Origin of the sequence: Anabaena sp. PCC 7108, from assembly GCF_000332135.1 — a bacterium.
GTDB lineage: Bacteria > Cyanobacteriota > Cyanobacteriia > Cyanobacteriales > Nostocaceae > Anabaena.
This window is the reverse complement of record NZ_KB235896.1, coordinates 328,593-346,340: the sequence shown is the minus strand read 5'-3', so window position 1 is coordinate 346,340 and position 17,748 is coordinate 328,593. Positions and strand designations below refer to the sequence as shown.

The window sequence follows — 17,748 nt, the reverse complement described above, 5'->3', positions numbered from 1 at the left end:
CCCAAATATACCCTTAGCCTGATTTACAACAAAATCTAGATTATAGCCTCAGATTGATTTGATAAATTTGCAAAATAGATACATTGGTAAATATCCGAGTCGGTGTAAGGCAATTTCACCATGAAAAGCAATTTTACCAAAACTCTTGGTGTTGGAATTCTGACGTTGATGATGGGAATTTTACCCTTAAATTTACCCGCACAAGCCCAGGTAACTCAACCCAGAACAGACGTTGTACCCAACAGAAACGTTTATTATGATGATCGTAACGATTTTGATTGGGGTTGGCTGGGATTAATTGGACTATTAGGTCTAGCAGGTTTAGCAGGTAAAAGGCGTGAAGAACAACCAACCGCTTATCGGGACCCCAATGCGCCAGGGGCTACTAGCTACAGAGATTAATATTAATTTGAGATTTTGGATTTTAGATTACGAGTAAGTCTTTAATAGCAGCAACATCTAAAATCCAAAATTTTACTTCTGGATGCCCGCAAATAGTTATGATTGGGTAGAAAAACGATGTTTTTTTTCATGTTAGCTTGATTTTTTTATTGTGGTATATCCTGCCAACCCTTCAAACTTTTTCTCCGTCAAGAAGTTAGAAATTTTTGCTTACACAAGGGTGGGTAAGATGCCCACCCTACCAAATGAAGGAATTTATTGGTTAAAAATCCCTTAAGCCCAACCTTTAATTGTTGAATTGACGGTTTAATAATGAAGCTGTTTGTGACTTGTGTTGAGGCAATTTCTTGTAGAGATGTTCCATGGGTAGGGATTCTCGGCTCTACACTCAAAAAACATCCCGCACTTATGCAACGCCCGGTTTTTCTACAAGTCTGCGAATAAGTTAGATTGCTGCCAGTACAGGCTCATCAATACTCTAATCTCTTACAGAAGTGACATTTAACTCCGCTCTCCATTGTGCTATTGGCTTTTCCCAAGCCTCTTCCCACTTCTGGGCTAGAAAGGGTTTTGCCTGACACCCTACATCGAAGCCCTCCTTAATAATATTTGCAATATGGTTAAAATCTCCGTTCGTCTTGATCGTATACAGGAATAATGCAGCAAGAAACATCACCATACTCGTTGAGCGATTTTGTGCAACCTGGAATCCTGCCAACTTAATTCCCGCATCCAAATCGTATAAATACCCTGTAACGGCGTGCCAAATATCATGGGTTTGTCGCACCCGCAAATTTAAATAGTCCACATCATTTTTAATATCGACTGCGGGATAAAAACCTTGCTCAAAGTTTGCTGCACGCAGATTAGAAGCATAGGCAAAGCCTAAGGAATCTTTAGGCAGTTTGAGTAATTCGTCTATATCGGGAGTCGGGGCAATATATCGTTCTTCAAAAAGTTTAGCAACTTCAGGATCAGACTTGACATAGGCAGCCTGGGCAGCAGAAACTTCATGGTTGGCTAATGCATTTTCAATATCAAAAAATTTGTCTACATCTAGTCCGTCATTGACCATGCCAATGAAACCTTTGAGAGCTTTCACATTATCTGGGGTCAAGATTTCCTGCATTTCTGGAGTCATAAATAGACTCATATTATCAGCATCGATAGTAAAGGTAGTTTTAGACATTGGGATACCTTAGATAATCAAATTTATACAATACATTATAACTAACTTTTTTCAAGATAATGGCATCTTAATGTTTTGTTTATAAATCAGATATAGCCCTTTGAATGTGAGGGAAATCGGAACCAATATATAGTTATTTCAACCTTCAAAAAAACCAAAATATGAGTGTAGGATTTAAGATGGTAGGACTGAAATAATATATATTGTTTACAAAAGAAGGGAACAGGGAACAGGGAACAGGGGGCAGGGGGCAGGGGGCAGGGGGCAGGGGGCAGGGAACAGATAAGAAACTTTAGTTCTGAGTTTAAATCTCAGTCAAAAAAAGGATGTTTTTACAAGGAGAGTGACACGAAAAAAACAGTGTCATTATTTCAATCTCATGTTTTTAAACATGAGTTTTTTCTGTTAAGAGTTGCTTCCTGTTCCCTCTGAATCAATTTGAAAGGGCTAGAATCAGCTATTAGAGATTAGAGTGGGTTTAATAGCTCGTCGAGCGAGTGATCTTCACCGGGGAGAGTTTGTTGTAAGTCCCCAATTGTTTCATTATAGCTGGATATCAGTGCTGTAGTTTCATCAGCACTTTGGGTGGCAGATATGAGTTCTTGGCCGCTAAGAGCTTTCTGGAGTGCAATGTCAAACTGAGATTGAACCCAATCGATTGCGCCGCGATGTAATTGATTTAATGGCTTATGGTTTGGCGTTCCTTGCAAAGCAGCAAGCAAAATTGCGTAAGTTGCCACTTCACCAGCAACTAAGGAAGCCCAACGGCGAGCAGAAGTGCGATCGCTAAATGGAGCGATTGATTCTGACCAACGTGCATTTATTTCTCCTACGGCTGATTTTAAACTTTCCCAAACAACTGGAGCATTAAGACTATTACAGAAAAAGATTTGTAATTCTTCCCTCGGTTGCAATAAAGACGAACCAAGAAACATATTTAGAGTTTCAGTGGGTCCTTCAAAAACACGAAATATTCTGGCATCTCGCAGTATTTGAGGAGCGATATTAGTCTCGATATAACCGCGACCGCCTAAAAGTTGAATTAGATTATCAGCTGCTTGCCATAGAGATTCCGAACCAAATGTTTTGCAGACAATATATCCTTCTCCTGGCACAGAATATCCATTATCGACTAATTCTGAAATCCGAGTTATTAAATTTTCCAATGCTGTAATTGCAGCTGTTAGATTACCCAAACGGACTAAAGTTAAAGGATTATCAATCAGCCGTCCTGTAGCAATATCACGTCGAGTTGCATAACGTAGCATCAACTGGGCGCAACGTTTCATGCCACCGAGACTTTTAGCTCCAATTGCCAACCGAGTCAATAGCATTGCGTCCTGACCAACTGCCATACCAGAACCAATTTTCCCTAGCAAATTGACTTCAGATACAGGTACTTCGTCAAAATGTATAGTATTTTGAACCATGCCTCGCATTCCCATTGTTACGGATTCTGGTCCGTTGCGTAAGCCAGATGTTCCCTGACGCAGGGCAAAACCAGTAATTCCTATTGGCTTGTTATCAGCGTCAACTAGCTTGACAAAAGTATTGATTAAACCAGCCCATGAAGCAGTACCAATCCAAATCTTTTTCCCTCTCAAGCGCCAACCACCTGTGGCATCTGGTATGCCGATACTTGCTAAACTTCGTGGATTTGAACCAGCACCCGTTTCTGTCAAAGCAAAGGAAGCCAGTTCGCGTCCCTGAGCAAGGATAGGTAGGAGTTCTTGGCGAAATCCTTCGTTTGCATATTGTAAAATTGGGCGAACTCCCAAAAAGTTATTGACTACTACAAATGTAGCTAGTGTAATATCAATACCAGCTATTTGTTCTGTCACGCGCATTGCATCGTAAGTACTTAATTCTAAACCTCCGTATTGTTCAGGTACTTGCATTCCCAGTATTCCCTGATTGCCAAAATCGAGGATTATATACGGTGGTATGCAACGACGCTCGTCGATCAAGCGGGAATTAATGCGGGTACTAGCATAATTACGCAGCCATTCTATAATGCTATTAGCTCTTTCTCTACTCCTACTTGATTGCTTTATATCTGGTTTGGCAATAAAATTATTTGCCGTTGCATAATCAGGGCTGAATGAAGGTTTAGGAGTCATGATTTTTCCTCAATGTAGGTGCAGTCGTAACTGTAAAAATAGGATCAAAAAGGGCAAGAAAAATCATAACCGTCTCATAAAAATTGCTTTTATCATAGGTATTCTTAATTAGTAATTGGCTTTACAAGTGCCGTAGGCGATCGCTCTATTTGCTCTATTTAGTTCATAATCCACAACCCAGATTTAATAGTTACTCTCTGGGCTACATTTTTTTAGGTCTAGCCTACTAGCGACGACCATATAACGAAAGATGTACTCTAATAACTCAATGTAATTACGAGATGCTTCTCCTGAAGCAGCCCAAACTGTAATACCATGATCACGAATTAGTAAAGCTGGTATTTGCGGTGGAGTTACAGCAAACCGTTTTTCAATATCAACAGCAATCTGGGAAACTTGCAGATGATTGGTGAAAATTGGCATTAGACAATAGGGGTTTTCTTGCCAAATTCCCAAGCCTTTGAGCATTTCTAGTGGTGGTAAAGGTAGACTGTCTCCTGCAACTAGGCGAGAAACCAAATTACCTTCAATTGAGTGGATATGATAACAAGCTTGTGATTCTGGAAACAAGCTGTAAATTACCTGATGAATAGATGTTTCCGCTGAAGGTTGCAAATTAGATGGTGATGCTTCTACTGTGCCATCTGAATCTATGCGAATAAAATCACTTGGCAATAACTCACCTTTAGATTTACCACTGGCTGTAATCCAGAAACTACCATCAGGTAAACGTGCTGAGAGGTTGCCAGCAGTTCCTAGCATCCAACCTTGTTCGTAAAAATAACGGGCAGTGGCAATTAGTTGTAAACGAGGATCTGCTATTGTGGGGCTGGTCATAGAATTCAATCCACGATTTCGCTAAATGATTGCGTGAGTCCTAAAAAGTTATTCCAGAGAATATAGGATTTTTGATGTTCAGATAAAGTTTCTTCAACTGTAATAGTACTGTCAAAGTCACAAAAAACAATCTGTCTCATCTATTCTCCTAGCAAACTTATAATTAACCTTGTTCCCTATTCCCTTTCATTTTTCTAGGAGTTGGCAAATACGAATTTCTCTACCTGTATATTGGGGTGTCCAACCTTCTGTGGTAATAAAATAGCGTACTGCTTTCACTCGTTTTACTGGGGTTAGATAAAACCAATGTTCAGTTCCGGCGGGGACATTAATATATTCTTCTGGTTGTACTGTCAATTCCACTTGACTATCATCAGGAAGTACAAAGCCAAAAATTCCTTCTCCATCAATGATATAGCGAACTTCATCATCTGCATGGGTATGAATTTTCTCAAACTTTGCTAGTAACCCATCAAGATTGGGAATACCTGAATGCAGCACAACCAAATCACGAGTTGTATAACCTGCTATCTGTTTTAGTTGCTCAAAGTAACTATCTAAAGCTTTGAGAACCTGTTCTTTTTCTTGTTCATTGAGGCTATCTTGTGCCAATAATCCTTTGATTTCGGGGTTATTTGCAACAGTCCAGTGATTAATTTGAATATTCAGGGGTGCTAACTCCTGAGAAATATTCATTAAATCAGTGTAGAAAGTACCATTTTCAAGTTTGAGAACTGCCATTTTTTAACTCCAATACTCTGACTTTTGATTCCTGACTTTCTACAGTGATTAGTCAAAATAATTTTGTCTTCTTCACTCTAATAAATCAGAGGAATTATCCGCTTTGTTTGCTGACAATAATTTGTCCATTGTTCACCAAATTCTTGCTGAAGTAAGTTTTCTTCATCATAAATTCGCCATGCCAACAACAGAGTCATTATGCCAGTTATTACCAAACCTGCAATTGAAAGATAGATGAGTGAAACTCCTAAAATCCAAAGAATTAAACCAAGATAACGAGGGTGACGTATATAACTAAATGGTCCATCTGTGACTAATTCATGGTCTTCTTGCAGTGTCAAATTGAAACTATATTGTTGACCAAGGTGTATTGGACCCCAAAAGGAGAAAATTACACCAATAGTAAAAATTACTAACCCAACGTATCTTAAAGAGTTTTCAGATGGAATTTGCCATAGGTTGTGGCGATCGCAATAAGGCAAGAGGCTAAACATGATAATGTAAAGAAGAATGCTCAACCATAACATGACTTTTTGGCGATTTACCAATTTATCTTTAATTCCATCACCCAAAGTATTTTTAGGCATAAACCAGGCATAGACGATACTCATAGCAATTCCAGCCAATAAGAAAATACCTCTGACTGGATTTGCCAAAAATCCTCTCAAATCATCAATACCCCAACCTAAAAGCGGTATATCAATCAGCAAAAAACCATAGATTAGTAAGCTCACAATAGCTTTGAATATGCTCATTATCCCACTCCTGAATATTTGATACTTATGCACCAATCAACAAAATATTAGTGTTTAGTGTCAATAACCTACTTACGAACTAGCTTGGGTACTTTTTTAATCCAAGACATAGCACCTTCCCATTTATGAGGTCCATTAAGCCTGAATTGTGTAGCCATCATTGGACCTGCGAAAATTTCCTTCAAAATAGTCCAGTTTTCCCAAATTTTAGGCAAGGCGTTAATTTCTTTGGCTATGTCATCCATGTAGTCAAAAGCTGAAACGCGCAAGCTGCGGTATGCACTGTCAAGCCAACCTTCTTCCTGATATTTTCTGTTGGCTTCTATTTGCGCTGCCATTACTGCTTTTGATGGTAACTCAACTTCACCAGAAATAACTTTAGAAAACCAACGTGCTTGCATTTCCGAGGTAGGAAATATGACGTTTCCATAAACAAATCCAATAAAGCCACAGTTAGGTAATTCTGGAGGAAATACCATCTTATAAAGATTTAAGTTTTTTTGATGGTCTTCACCTAAATATTCATTCATAAACGGAATTCTAACTTGGTAGCCTGTTGCATACACAACCATATCTACTAATTCACTGCTACCATCTTCAAATACAACCTTATTTTCTTCAAAATGTGCAATATTTGGTTTTGTTTTAATTGCTCCCAGCCGGATACGGTTTAAAGCATCTTCGTTAAAAACTGGGCCAGACTTTTCTGGACCAACATCTGGCTTAACACCACAATCTTTGTGGTTCAACATAATCGGGTAAAACTTTTTAAAGTGAACTAAAGATAAAATTTCATGACGAAAAGGGATATGTTTATTCAGACGAGTAACGATAAAATCAAAAGGTAATCCTTCGCAGTATCTAGGCAGTAACCAACGATTTTTGCGGTAACTCCAAATTGTTTTATTAGAGCTATAAGATGCAGTAACTGCAATATCGACTCCGCTTGGTCCATTACCGAGAATTAGAACATTTTTACCCGCAAAAATTGAAGGCTCTTTATAATCTTTGGAATGGATTATTTTTCCTTGAAATTTATCTTCACCAGGAAAAGTTGGCAATCTGGCTTCATTATAAATACCACTACAAACAGCCACAGCATCGAAATTAAAAGTAGATTGACCACCAGAATAGCTGACAGTAACTTCCCAATTATCATTCTTTCTGGAAACTTTATCTACTGTTGTATTGAATTTGATATGTTTCCTAAGATCAAAGTGGTCTACATAGTCATTGAGATAGTGAAGAACTTCTGTATGGTTAGGAAAATCACTTGACTCTATCGACATAGGATAATCAGAGAAAACACTAACATATTTTGAGTGTTGAAAGTGAACCGTACTAAAAGCTCGTCCGCTATTATTTTTAAAGACCCAAACACCACCAACTTGATCGCTGCTTTCAAAAACAGTAGGTTCGTGACCATCTTCAAGAAGACATTTTGCGGTAGCAATACCACTAGCACCAGCACCAATGACAGCAACTTTGCATTTACGAGTAGAGTGTGGGGAAGATTTTAGTGAGTTCATAAAATAATCTCAGTTATTGTTTGAAAAAGGAGGAATAATAGAGAAAGGAGAGTAAGCTGCTTATCTCTCCATTAGACTTTATTTCTGATTTACGAACTAAAGTGTAAAGAAACCATCCTTGATCATTTCCTGCAAACTTAAATCAAATGCCGTACCAATAAGTTCTAAGTCTTCTTGAGTATGGGCTGCACTCAACATTAATGTATGGAGTTCAGGCATATAAATGCCATGTTTACGCATATAGTAGGCTAAAGCAAGATTGACTTTAAAATTACTACCAGCTTGCTTTTCTCGGAAGTATTTAGCAGGTCTGTGACTAAATGTCAAAGAAAAGATGGAACGATTGGCTTTGACCTTGATGGGTACACCGTGAGAGTGACCAATTTCTAGTAGTTTTTCTGCCAGCCAATTAGTGTTATTGTCCAGTTGTACATATATTTCTGGATGTTCTTTGAGATAAGTTAATGCAGCTGTTCCTGCAACACAAGTCAGTGAGTTTCCACTCATTGTTCCACCGACAAAGGCTTTCTTTTCATAGTCAGAAAAAGGATCTTGGGAACTTTTACCAATATCAATCAGTTTCTGTTTCCCAACAACTGCACCGCAAGGAAGTCCTCCACCAATTACTTTACCCAAGCAAGTCAAATCAGGGGTAATTCCTGCCAAGTTTTGGACACCACCATAAGCTACCCGAAATCCAGAAACAACTTCATCAAAAATTAAAGGAATATCTAACTCTGTACATATTGCTCTCAGTTTTGTGAGAAATTCAACGTCGTAATTAGCTAGTAATGAAGGCATTGGTTCGCAAATAACACAGGCTAACTCAGATGCTTCTGATCGTAATCGTTCTAAACCTTGAATGTAACCATATTGCAAAACCAGAGTATTTTTGACCGTAGCACTATCAGTTCCTTGAGTTCCGGCAATGGGCTGAGGATCAAATTTTTCACCTGTAAAGCGAAACCAAGAACTGACCATTCCTTGATCAGAAAATCCGTGATAGTGTCCTTCAAACTTCGCTACTCGATCTTTCTTTCGGTAAGCACGACACAGACGGAAAGCTTGTAAAATTGATTCTGTTCCTGAGTTGGATAGGATTGCTTTCTCAGCACCTGGTAAAGCCTCAACCAGCATTTCGGCTAGTTTTAATTCCGCTTCACTGCCAATTGCGTTGACAAATCCGTTAGCAAGAGATTCAGAAATTGCTTGGTTAACGGCAGGATGAGCGTAGCCTAAGAGATGAGGACCATAACCGCATGATATGTCTACGAAAACATTACCATCAAAGTCTTCAATTTTGCTTTTATTAGCCTTTTTGACAAATACTGGATAAGTGCTGGGGAAAAAATATCGGTTAATGTGAGTAGGTGCAACTAAGGAAATACTGGCACGCTCACGCATTGCTAAAGAAGAAGGAGCCGTTTGTTGAAAATAAACATCAAACGTTTCTTTGACTTCTGAACTCATGTAGGGAGAATAACGGTCTGTAAACTTACTTGCATTCTCCCAGATGTCAATATTGGGATCGATTTGCGTTGCAAAACCTTCGCAAGATAAAAATACCAACTCAACTTTTGTAAAATTAGTTGTGTACCGTGCGTGATACTTACGCAATATCTTGCTAACATCTTGGAAATAACTAACTGTTGACCATTGCGTTGTACTGATATCAAAGTGATATTGTAAAACCCTTTGAATTTCTTGCTCGTACTGGCTCAAATTTTGAAAAATGTAATCTTTATCTGTGACAAAGTGCTGAGTAAAACGCTCTACAGCTACAGCCCATTCCTTACGAGTACAAGCATAGTAAAAAGACGATAAACCCCATTTTTCATCTTCGCTAAGTTGAACAGTAATGCCATAGTCTAGGAGAATAATCGAGCCATCTTTTGTAAAAAAGATATTTCCAGGATGAGGGTCTCCATGACATAAACCATGCATATAAAGCATAGTATAAATGGTATCCTGAAACCTTTGAGCGAGAAGATTTCGTTTTAATTCAACTTTATGAACATCTTTTCCGGGGATTCCCTCCATGAACTCCATGAACAATAAGTTAGAAGTAGAAAGCTCTTTAATAACCGCAGGAACTATGACATAAGGATGATCCTTAAAGTTGGTATATACTTCTTCCTGCTTTTGAGCTTCCTGCTTCATGTCTGCTTGAATAATCAGCAAATTTCTTAATTCTTGCAGACGCTTTGGTAAACCTAGTTCTCGTACAGATGGAACTAAAAAATCAAGGATAGCAACAAAGAACTGGATAATATCTAGATTTTGTTTAAGTTGATTACGAACATTTTTTTTAACAACTTTGACAGCGACTTTTTGCCCAGTTAATAAGGTGGCAATATGGACTTGAGCAATGGAACCACTAGCTAATGGCTGAAAGGAAAATTCACTAAAAATGTTTTCAAATGCCAGAGGTAAATCTTGAGTGATAACTTTCCTTGTATCAGCTTCATTCATATAAGGCACATTATCTTGCAGTTCTCGCAATACTTGTACCCAATTTTCTGGAATCAAATCGGAACGTGTCGCTAAAATTTGTCCAATCTTAATGTAGACAGGTCCCATCTGAAGGAAATAGCGATAAATCCATTGCCCCTGTTTTAAGCTTCGCTCTTCTTTATTTTTACCTACAGTAGTAATAAAATATCCACAGAGGTAAATGAAAGTTACGCTAACAAATTTGAAAAGTTGCAACAACATTAACTGTTAAACCTCTTGTTAATTAATTATCGGCTATTTTCAAAAGAAGATAAAGAGAGATACAGGATACCTCTCTTATAACTTCTTAATTAATAGATGAACGAATATGCACAAAAAGACATACCTGCACTACCAATCCAACCAGCAATCCGATCTCCTCGCTTAATCTGTCCTGCCTCGATAGCTGAGACGATACCTGTAGGTACAGAAGCAGAGACTAAATTTCCATAAGTTGGATAAATATGCCAAAGGAGATGTTTGATGTTTAATGCTTCGGCAACTTTGTCCCACTCTCTTTTGGACGATGCATGGGGGAAAATTGCACGAATTTCTTCAATCGGAGCTTTTAAACATTTAAAGATATCGATGAACTCCTGATATGCATTGGCGTGCAACTCAACTCCAAAAGAGGTAAATTTGTTAATGCCATTTAAACCAATACGCGGAGAAGGTATGCAATAACCTTCGTATCCATCTAAAGGTACATTGCACAAATCTGCCAAGTCAGGACGAGATTTAAAGTAAAATTCCCATTCTCGATCTGGATCGTAGGAAACAATTGTTGCTGTCGCTGCTTCTCCCAAAGTATAAGCAGGAAAAGACCATTCAATAGCTTCAATATTCGGCAGTTGGAAAACACTAGGAAAGACTGGTCCACCAAAATGCATATTACACTCGGCATTAACTATTAAAGCTCGTTTATAACGACCAGATTTAAATAGTGAGTAGACTATGTTTAGTACACGAGTCCAACTCATACAAGCATCGAGAATATCAAAACACTCTGCGTTTTGTAAACCGAGACTAGCTGCAACGTGATAGGCTGCTGCCGGTTCTATAAATCCTCGACCAACACCTGTATAAACTAGTAAATCTATGTCATCTTTGTCGCAGTTTGCCTCATTAATTGCTTCTTGAAAAGCACGAGCTACTAAATCAATTGGCTTTTCGTCTTTGTCTAACCAGTAACGAACATCTGAACCTGAATAGCGAAGGAAATAACTAATTTTACTTAAAGCTGTCTTTAAATCTCCAGCAAAGATTGGTGTGCTATATTCTTCAATCAATGCCAAAATATCATCATTTGTGAGTTTCTTTGTCGGCAAAGCAGCTTTGATTGCTTCAATTTTCATGTGATTTTATGGAAAGAAGACAACAATTGTTTTGGTAAATTATGTAAGTTGATAGTTATGAATAGGCCTTAAGAGTTTCAGAAGCAAGAATTAATTTTTCTCCCCATCACTCCGCATACTATTACAGGTATAACTACCAACTTTGGTTAAATAAGGGGAGCTTAAAGAATTTCTCAGGGTGAAAGGATTTACAGAAGCTCGCTATAATGCAGCAACTTTAGGGACAGAAAGAGCAATTTGAGATTGAGAAATTTGGTGGGCTAATGCATCAATTGATGGAGCATCCCACAACCAATCAGGAATAATTGAATATCCCAGCCAATTTTCCAAATCTCCATGTAAATTCATACTATCTAAGGAACTAAGACCGTAGTCAGTAAGAGATTGATTGGGGTCAACTTCTTTTATATCTAAGTTTCTCTCTTTGGCAATCCAGGAAACTAGCCAATCTTGAATACCTAATTTGATGATGATAGATAGGTTATTTTGCATGGGAGATGTACCTTGATTTACTACTGGTTTGTTTGATGTATCTTTCCACTCTCGTACTGCATCTAATTGGTTATTTAAAAATTGAGTACGACAAGCTTGACGTTGAATTTTGCCACTAGAGGTTTTATGAATGCTACCTGTTTTTAAAAGTGATATAGCATATACTTCTAATTCATGTTCTTTAGATACTGCTTTGCGTATAGCTTGAATTACTTCATCAGCATCCAACTTCCGCAGGTAACTCCGCTCGATTTCAGAAACAATAACAAGTCTTTCTTGCTCATTCTCATTGATACTAAAGACTGCACTATATCCTGAACGTAAGCTGGGGTGACTTTCTTCTACTGTTAGCTCAATATCCTGAGGATAGTGGTTGCTACCTCGAATAATGATCAAATCCTTAATGCGACCTGTGATAAATAACTCATCATCTTTGACAAAACCCAAATCACCTGTTCGCAAGAATGGTCCTTCACCATTATCAGTTAGATAAGCTCCAAATGTGCGCTGAGTTTCTTGAATTCGTCCCCAATATCCCTGAGCAATACTAGGTCCTGATATCCAAATTTCACCAACTTGACCAGATGGAGATTGAGTGAGAGATTCAGGATCTACAATTACAACTTTTGCGTTTAATACAGTACTACCACATCCAACTAATGTTCTTGTAAACTGCTCGTCTTCTGATGCTGCGACAATTAAATTTTTTGCCAGTGAATCAGCTTGAACAGTTAAAGTTGTTAGTGAGTTGTTATTTCTGGCAGATGACACTTTTAGTGTTGCCTCTGCTAGACCATAACCTGGGTAGAAAGTACTCCAACGGAAACCATAAGGTGCAAAAGCTTGATAGAATTTTTCCAATGTTTGCTTTCTTACTGGTTCTGCACCATTTACAGCCACCTCCCAACGACTTAGGTCTAGATTTTCGCGTTGTTCAGGTTTGATTTTGTCGGCGCATAAATCATAAGCAAAATTTGGTGCGCCACTGTGAGTAGCTTTGTAGTCAGAGATTGCTTTTAGCCATCGAATTGGTTTTTGAGTAAATGCGGCAGGGGACATAAATATACATGGGAAACCATTGTAAACTGGTTGAATGACACCGTATATTTGTCCAAAATCATGAAAGTGAGGTAGCCATGATACGAGAATACTATCAGTTCCTGTTCTCCAGGAAATGGCTATTTCTGCTGAGTTCTCTAACGCATTCTCATGACTAATCATTACACCTTTAGGTGTTGAAGTAGAGCCAGATGTGTATTGAAGATAAGCAATAGAAACACTACTAACTGATTTTGACTGCCATTGTTCAGCTAAGTTTTCATCAATTGTGTCAGTTGCTAACCATTGTAATTTTTTTAAATCAGGAGCATGATTCAATAATGTTTGTACATTAATCAGAGATTGATTATTTGTCAAAGCAATTTGTGCTTGAGAATCCTCCAGAATTGCCTGAATCCGAGACATCTTTCGGTTATTTCTCGGCGAATATAAAGGAATTGCAATTAATTCTGCGTACAGACATCCAAAAAAGGCTGCTATATAATCAAGTCCTGGTGGGTAGAGTAATAAAACTCTCTCTCCTGGAGTCAATATATTCTGCAAATATACAGCAATACTTCTAGCTTTAGCATCTAGTTGCTGATAATTTAAAGTTGATTCTAGTCCTTCTTCATCTTCTAAATACGTGAAAGCAGTTTGACCTGGTTGATTTAAAGCTCTATAGCGTAAAAGATCAACTAAATTAGAGAAGCTATTGTTGCTGATAAAATTGCTATTTGTAATTGTTGTAATGACCTGATTCATGGGAATTATTTAAGTAGGTTGGCGTGATAAATTATCACTGGTTCGTACTTATGATTTATTGTTAAAGCATAAGTACAAGCCTATTCCAGGGAATTTACATCGCGTCTTTTCAAATTAAGGCATCAGTAAAGGACCACCCGCTAAATAGTCATCTAAATAAGATGCCATACTCAGACGTGAAGGTGGATGGAATGCAAGAGCTCTGGAAGCTGCTAGTAAATAGGCAATTTCTCCAGAACTAATAAAGGCCATGCCGCCCAGTAATTCTGCTGACGTTTCAACAACTCGTTCTATAGCACGTTGCACTGAATAACGCACAAATAAGGCTTGTGCAATTTCAGTATCGCTTGACCAACCAAGCATAATCGCATGGGCGACAGCTTCGAGTGAAGCCATTGCTCCTTCGATTTCAATTGCCACCAATGAGCGCTCGGTAGGTGTACCTCTGCGTTCGGTAATTACTCGCTCGACGAGGGCGCTGGCTACACCCAGATAGGAAGCTGATACAAATAACTCAAACCAAACAAACGCCCTAGCCATGATGCTTCCCAAGTCTTCTGGCTTACCTAAATAGAAAATAAATTCCTCTGGGACAAATACATCTTTTAAAATTACTTCCTCACTTTCTGCTCCACTAAGAACCCAAGTATTCCAAAAAGGTTTACACTCTATGCCTGGTGAATCAGCGGCAATGATAGCTAAGGCTAACTCCTGTCCATCTCCTGATTTACTAGGAACAATCACACTTGCCGTTAAAAAATCCATTGATGCGGATAAACTGCAAGGTTTTTTGCTACCATTAACAAGTAAACCACCATCAACCCGCTGTGATGTCATGGTTGGTACCAAGATACTTGCACTTGTTTTGCCTTCAGCAAAGCCAGAAGCTAAATAAAGATTGTTCTCAGCAATAGCCCGAACGAACTCCGCAACGGATTCATCAGCAATGCTGTCTAGGAAAGCAATTACTGTGCAATGATGCATATTTGCAGCCAGCGCTAAGGAAGGTGAACGACTGGCAACTGCTCGTTGAATGTGAGCGAGTTCTAAAGGTGTAACACCACCCCCTCCATATTCGCGGGGAATCAATAATCCTGGACCACCAAGTTGACGAAAAATATTTAACGCCGGACTTTCCTTACCTTCCATCTCCATAAGAGATTTTGCTTGCAGTTGGCTATCAAGGGTTGGTAGAAATTTTTCGAGCGTAGCACGTTCTTTGTGTAAAAAATTCATTTCTTAGATGCTCTTAGGAGGGTGAGTGGGTACTGATTGTGATATCGTATTTTGATATCTTTTTCGGTAATATCCGAATTTAGTAAAATTGTTCAACCCATTCTCGGAATTGGTTAATGCTGTGTTCCTCCTTGTAGAGAGGGGGATTCTCATGAAAAATTTTGTGATCCCATACCATTGCATCTCTGTCAACTTCATCACAGGCTTTTTTAGTCAGTAGTTCTACTAATAAACGGGTGATGGGAACATTTATGAATTTCTTCAGTTTTGTCATGCATAGCGCTTCGGCATTTTCTTTATCAATTGGCGTATGCATACAAATAATTCGCCATTCTAGGACTGTTTTTCCATTGGCTTTAAGGGAGACATGATTTCGATTGCAACCTAATCCATACTGTGTATATGCAGTATGGAATTCATTAATACCAAGCAATCTAGATATAATCGGTACTTCAAGTTCATAAGAGGCAATATGAGTACGTACCAAACCATCTAATTCCAGAGATTCGGTGAGGACTTTACCAAACCTGGCTTTGTGTAAATGGCTGAAATGTGCAGTATCTGAATTATTTTCGGCAATTTCTTGTATAGAGCATGTAACGTTGCGTTTATACATTTGGATTGCAGATACCCACTCTCCAGAAGAAAATTCAGGAAATTCGGTCATTTCCCAAGTGGGTGGCTTTCCTTCACTGTGGTAGTAAGTAAAGATTGTGTCATTAAGTTCAGCTACTGGCCATTTGCCAATTTGAACAGTTGGATTATTACCAGTGTGATGGTAAGGAACATGAACGCACTGTCCCTCTTTATGCCATGTCCAACCGTGGTAAGGACATTGGATACATTCACCCTTTACCTCTCCTCCATGACCTAAATGCGCTCCTAAATGACGACAGTGAGCATCAAAGACACAGGCTTCACCACTTTCTGTGCGGAAGAGAACGAGATCCTTGTTAAAGTAACGCAGTGGCTTAACTTCGCCTGGACGCAGGTCTTTACTAAAACAAACACGATACCAGCTATTAGGAATGGGGTGAATTCTGAAATTTTGATTCAAGCACATAATCGTGACTCTCTAAATATTACCTCAGTTATTTCTACTAACTAATTTCAGCTACTGTTCTAGTTTCTGCAACTTGCTTTTCTATTTTGTTAATTTGCGCTATCTCAAAACTATAGGCAAATGCTAAATCATCATGATAAAGAGCCTCTGCTAATTCATGATCTCGCTGAAGAATATTTTCTACATCAGATGGAATTAATTGCTTATTCAGAAAATTCCGATAGCATAATTTTCCTTGGTTTTCCCCTGTTCTAATAACTTGGTTTATTAAAGCTTTAAAAGTCTCTGTGTCAATACAACTTGTAACATCTGATAGTGAATACTTGTCGATTGACCGTTCTGGCATTTTTTTCATGCATTCGACCAGATTTCCTGTCACAATCTCAAGTTTGGTTGTGGCATTACGGATAGCATGATAATTTTCCTCAAGTAAAAAATGAGGAAGACAACGTCTTCCCAGATATTTACCATAGAACATGAAACTAGTCCAGTTATTCTCCCGGACTAAATGGTTATTGAAAGTGTGATTCAGTCTTTCTATGAGGTAATCGCCAACATTGACATTCATTTCTACGACATATTTGGGATCGTTGAGAATGAGGGTTATTGACAAAGGTGAAAAGCCTATACGAATCAAAGAATTCCAGAAAAAACCAGAGATATGTTTATTGAAAATTTCACGCTGCTCTTCTAATGTTGAAGCTTGAGCAATCTGCTCCAGTTGTTTACCATAAAGTACTCGCATTAATGGCGCAACGAATCTAACGTAAAATAATTCATGACGACCTGAGCAGAGAACTCCATTTTCAATTGCCCACCGATTGGCGCTAAAATACGCAAATGCTTGATCAGATATTTGCTCTTTGAATGAACAAAATATATCCCAACGATTGGAGCAATCTTCTACACCAAAAAATTGCAGTAGCTTCTCATATGATAAAGCCCGAATTGCTACTAGTTTCAATTCGAGCAGATAATTTTGACCAGGTGAGTAGTCTACAGAGATTAAGGACTTGGGATTGCAAGCAAGAAGGCTAAGAGTTCGACAGCCGCTGCCTGTTACCGCAAGCACTCTGTCGTTGGATGTAATATCTAAAGCTCGTAACTCCGAGTATGAATCTTCATCACAGGTACTGTACAGTACCCACTTCTCTTGATTAGATTTCTGCATAAAACCTTCTTCTTTGGTTAGGTTGATTACGGCAATATTCGGAGAAGCTGTATGTGTCTAAAACTTATACACCATACAAACTTACCATTACGGGTGTGAATAAAATTGCTTTGTTTCCAGGTTTTGAGGATGAAGTTGAGAATAAATAGCGATCGCTTCGCTCTCTTCAACACAATCCGTATAGCTTCCTCTTCAGAGTAAGTAGCAGGCATCGCTCAAAAATTATTGAAATTCAATTTAAGTTCCTGAAAACCATATCTCATATTTAATATTTTTTGTCAATGTTGAAGTTATATTTTTATGTTTTGACTTCTTATCCATAACCGTGCTTGCAATAGGGGTGTAGTCTCAGTAGCCAGGGAGTATATGATTATGGGAACTTTTTCAACCACCGCCTTCCAAGTCATGATAATCGCTTACGTATTAATCCAGCTTTGGGTAGCAATAAATTTGAGTGGATTTTGTTTTCATACGTAATGATTAATCCGTTTTTATACAATCAGATACTGGTCAGAGCTTTTTTTGTGAATGGAAGAAGGGTGTACTGTGGTGGGGAAGTTAA

The 17,748-nt window shown here is 38.4% G+C and carries 13 protein-coding genes; 1 reads left to right on the top strand and 12 read right to left on the bottom strand.

Translation table 11 applies throughout. From position 1 onward, the window contains the following. Positions 1 to 120 precede the first annotated feature (120 nt). The gene (locus ANA7108_RS0102165; protein WP_016949118.1) at positions 121 to 402 is read left to right on the top strand and encodes a WGxxGxxG family protein; all 282 of its coding nucleotides are present in this window, start codon (positions 121 to 123) and stop codon (positions 400 to 402) included. Between the two features lie 478 nt (positions 403 to 880). Here ANA7108_RS0102165 and ANA7108_RS0102160 read toward each other — a convergent pair whose 3' ends face one another. The 12 genes from ANA7108_RS0102160 to ANA7108_RS0102100 all read right to left on the bottom strand — a co-directional run bounded on the left by ANA7108_RS0102160 (position 881) and on the right by ANA7108_RS0102100 (position 17,186). Then, entirely contained in the window at positions 881 to 1,591 is a 711-nt protein-coding gene (locus ANA7108_RS0102160; protein WP_016949117.1) for a Coq4 family protein, read from the bottom strand. Between the two features lie 467 nt (positions 1,592 to 2,058). Next, positions 2,059 to 3,711, bottom strand: coding sequence for an acyl-CoA dehydrogenase family protein (locus ANA7108_RS0102155; RefSeq protein ID WP_016949116.1), 1,653 nt, complete (start codon positions 3,709 to 3,711; stop codon positions 2,059 to 2,061). Between the two features lie 183 nt (positions 3,712 to 3,894). Continuing rightward, entirely contained in the window at positions 3,895 to 4,548 is a 654-nt protein-coding gene (mtnB, locus tag ANA7108_RS0102150) for a methylthioribulose 1-phosphate dehydratase (RefSeq protein ID WP_016949115.1), read from the bottom strand. Between the two features lie 186 nt (positions 4,549 to 4,734). Further along, the gene (locus ANA7108_RS0102140; protein WP_016949113.1) at positions 4,735 to 5,289 is read right to left on the bottom strand and encodes an acireductone dioxygenase; all 555 of its coding nucleotides are present in this window, start codon (positions 5,287 to 5,289) and stop codon (positions 4,735 to 4,737) included. 77 nt (positions 5,290 to 5,366) lie between these two features. Continuing rightward, entirely contained in the window at positions 5,367 to 6,044 is a 678-nt protein-coding gene (locus ANA7108_RS0102135; RefSeq protein ID WP_016949112.1) for an isoprenylcysteine carboxylmethyltransferase family protein, read from the bottom strand. Positions 6,045 to 6,112: 68 nt separating this feature from the next. Next, positions 6,113 to 7,573 carry an NAD(P)-binding domain-containing protein gene (locus ANA7108_RS0102130; protein WP_016949111.1) on the bottom strand — a complete coding sequence of 487 codons (1,461 nt, stop codon included), beginning with the start codon at positions 7,571 to 7,573 and terminating at the stop codon, positions 6,113 to 6,115. 96 nt (positions 7,574 to 7,669) lie between these two features. Continuing rightward, positions 7,670 to 10,153, bottom strand: coding sequence for an aminotransferase class III-fold pyridoxal phosphate-dependent enzyme (locus ANA7108_RS0102125; protein WP_237741473.1), 2,484 nt, complete (start codon positions 10,151 to 10,153; stop codon positions 7,670 to 7,672). Positions 10,154 to 10,377: 224 nt separating this feature from the next. Next, a complete protein-coding gene (locus ANA7108_RS0102120; RefSeq protein ID WP_016949109.1) occupies positions 10,378 to 11,421 on the bottom strand; it encodes a 3-oxoacyl-[acyl-carrier-protein] synthase III C-terminal domain-containing protein in 1,044 nt (347 codons plus the stop codon). Between the two features lie 201 nt (positions 11,422 to 11,622). Beyond that, on the bottom strand, positions 11,623 to 13,716 hold the full coding sequence (locus ANA7108_RS0102115) for an AMP-binding protein (RefSeq protein ID WP_016949108.1): 2,094 nt from the start codon (positions 13,714 to 13,716) through the stop codon (positions 11,623 to 11,625). 114 nt (positions 13,717 to 13,830) lie between these two features. Continuing rightward, positions 13,831 to 14,952, bottom strand: a complete 1,122-nt coding sequence (locus ANA7108_RS0102110) for an acyl-CoA dehydrogenase family protein (protein ID WP_016949107.1) — start codon at positions 14,950 to 14,952, stop codon at positions 13,831 to 13,833. A gap of 79 nt (positions 14,953 to 15,031) precedes the next feature. Then, entirely contained in the window at positions 15,032 to 16,015 is a 984-nt protein-coding gene (locus tag ANA7108_RS28095) for a Rieske 2Fe-2S domain-containing protein (RefSeq protein WP_016949106.1), read from the bottom strand. Between the two features lie 37 nt (positions 16,016 to 16,052). Further along, on the bottom strand, positions 16,053 to 17,186 hold the full coding sequence (locus ANA7108_RS0102100) for a DUF3419 family protein (protein ID WP_016949105.1): 1,134 nt from the start codon (positions 17,184 to 17,186) through the stop codon (positions 16,053 to 16,055). Positions 17,187 to 17,748: the final 562 nt, after the last annotated feature.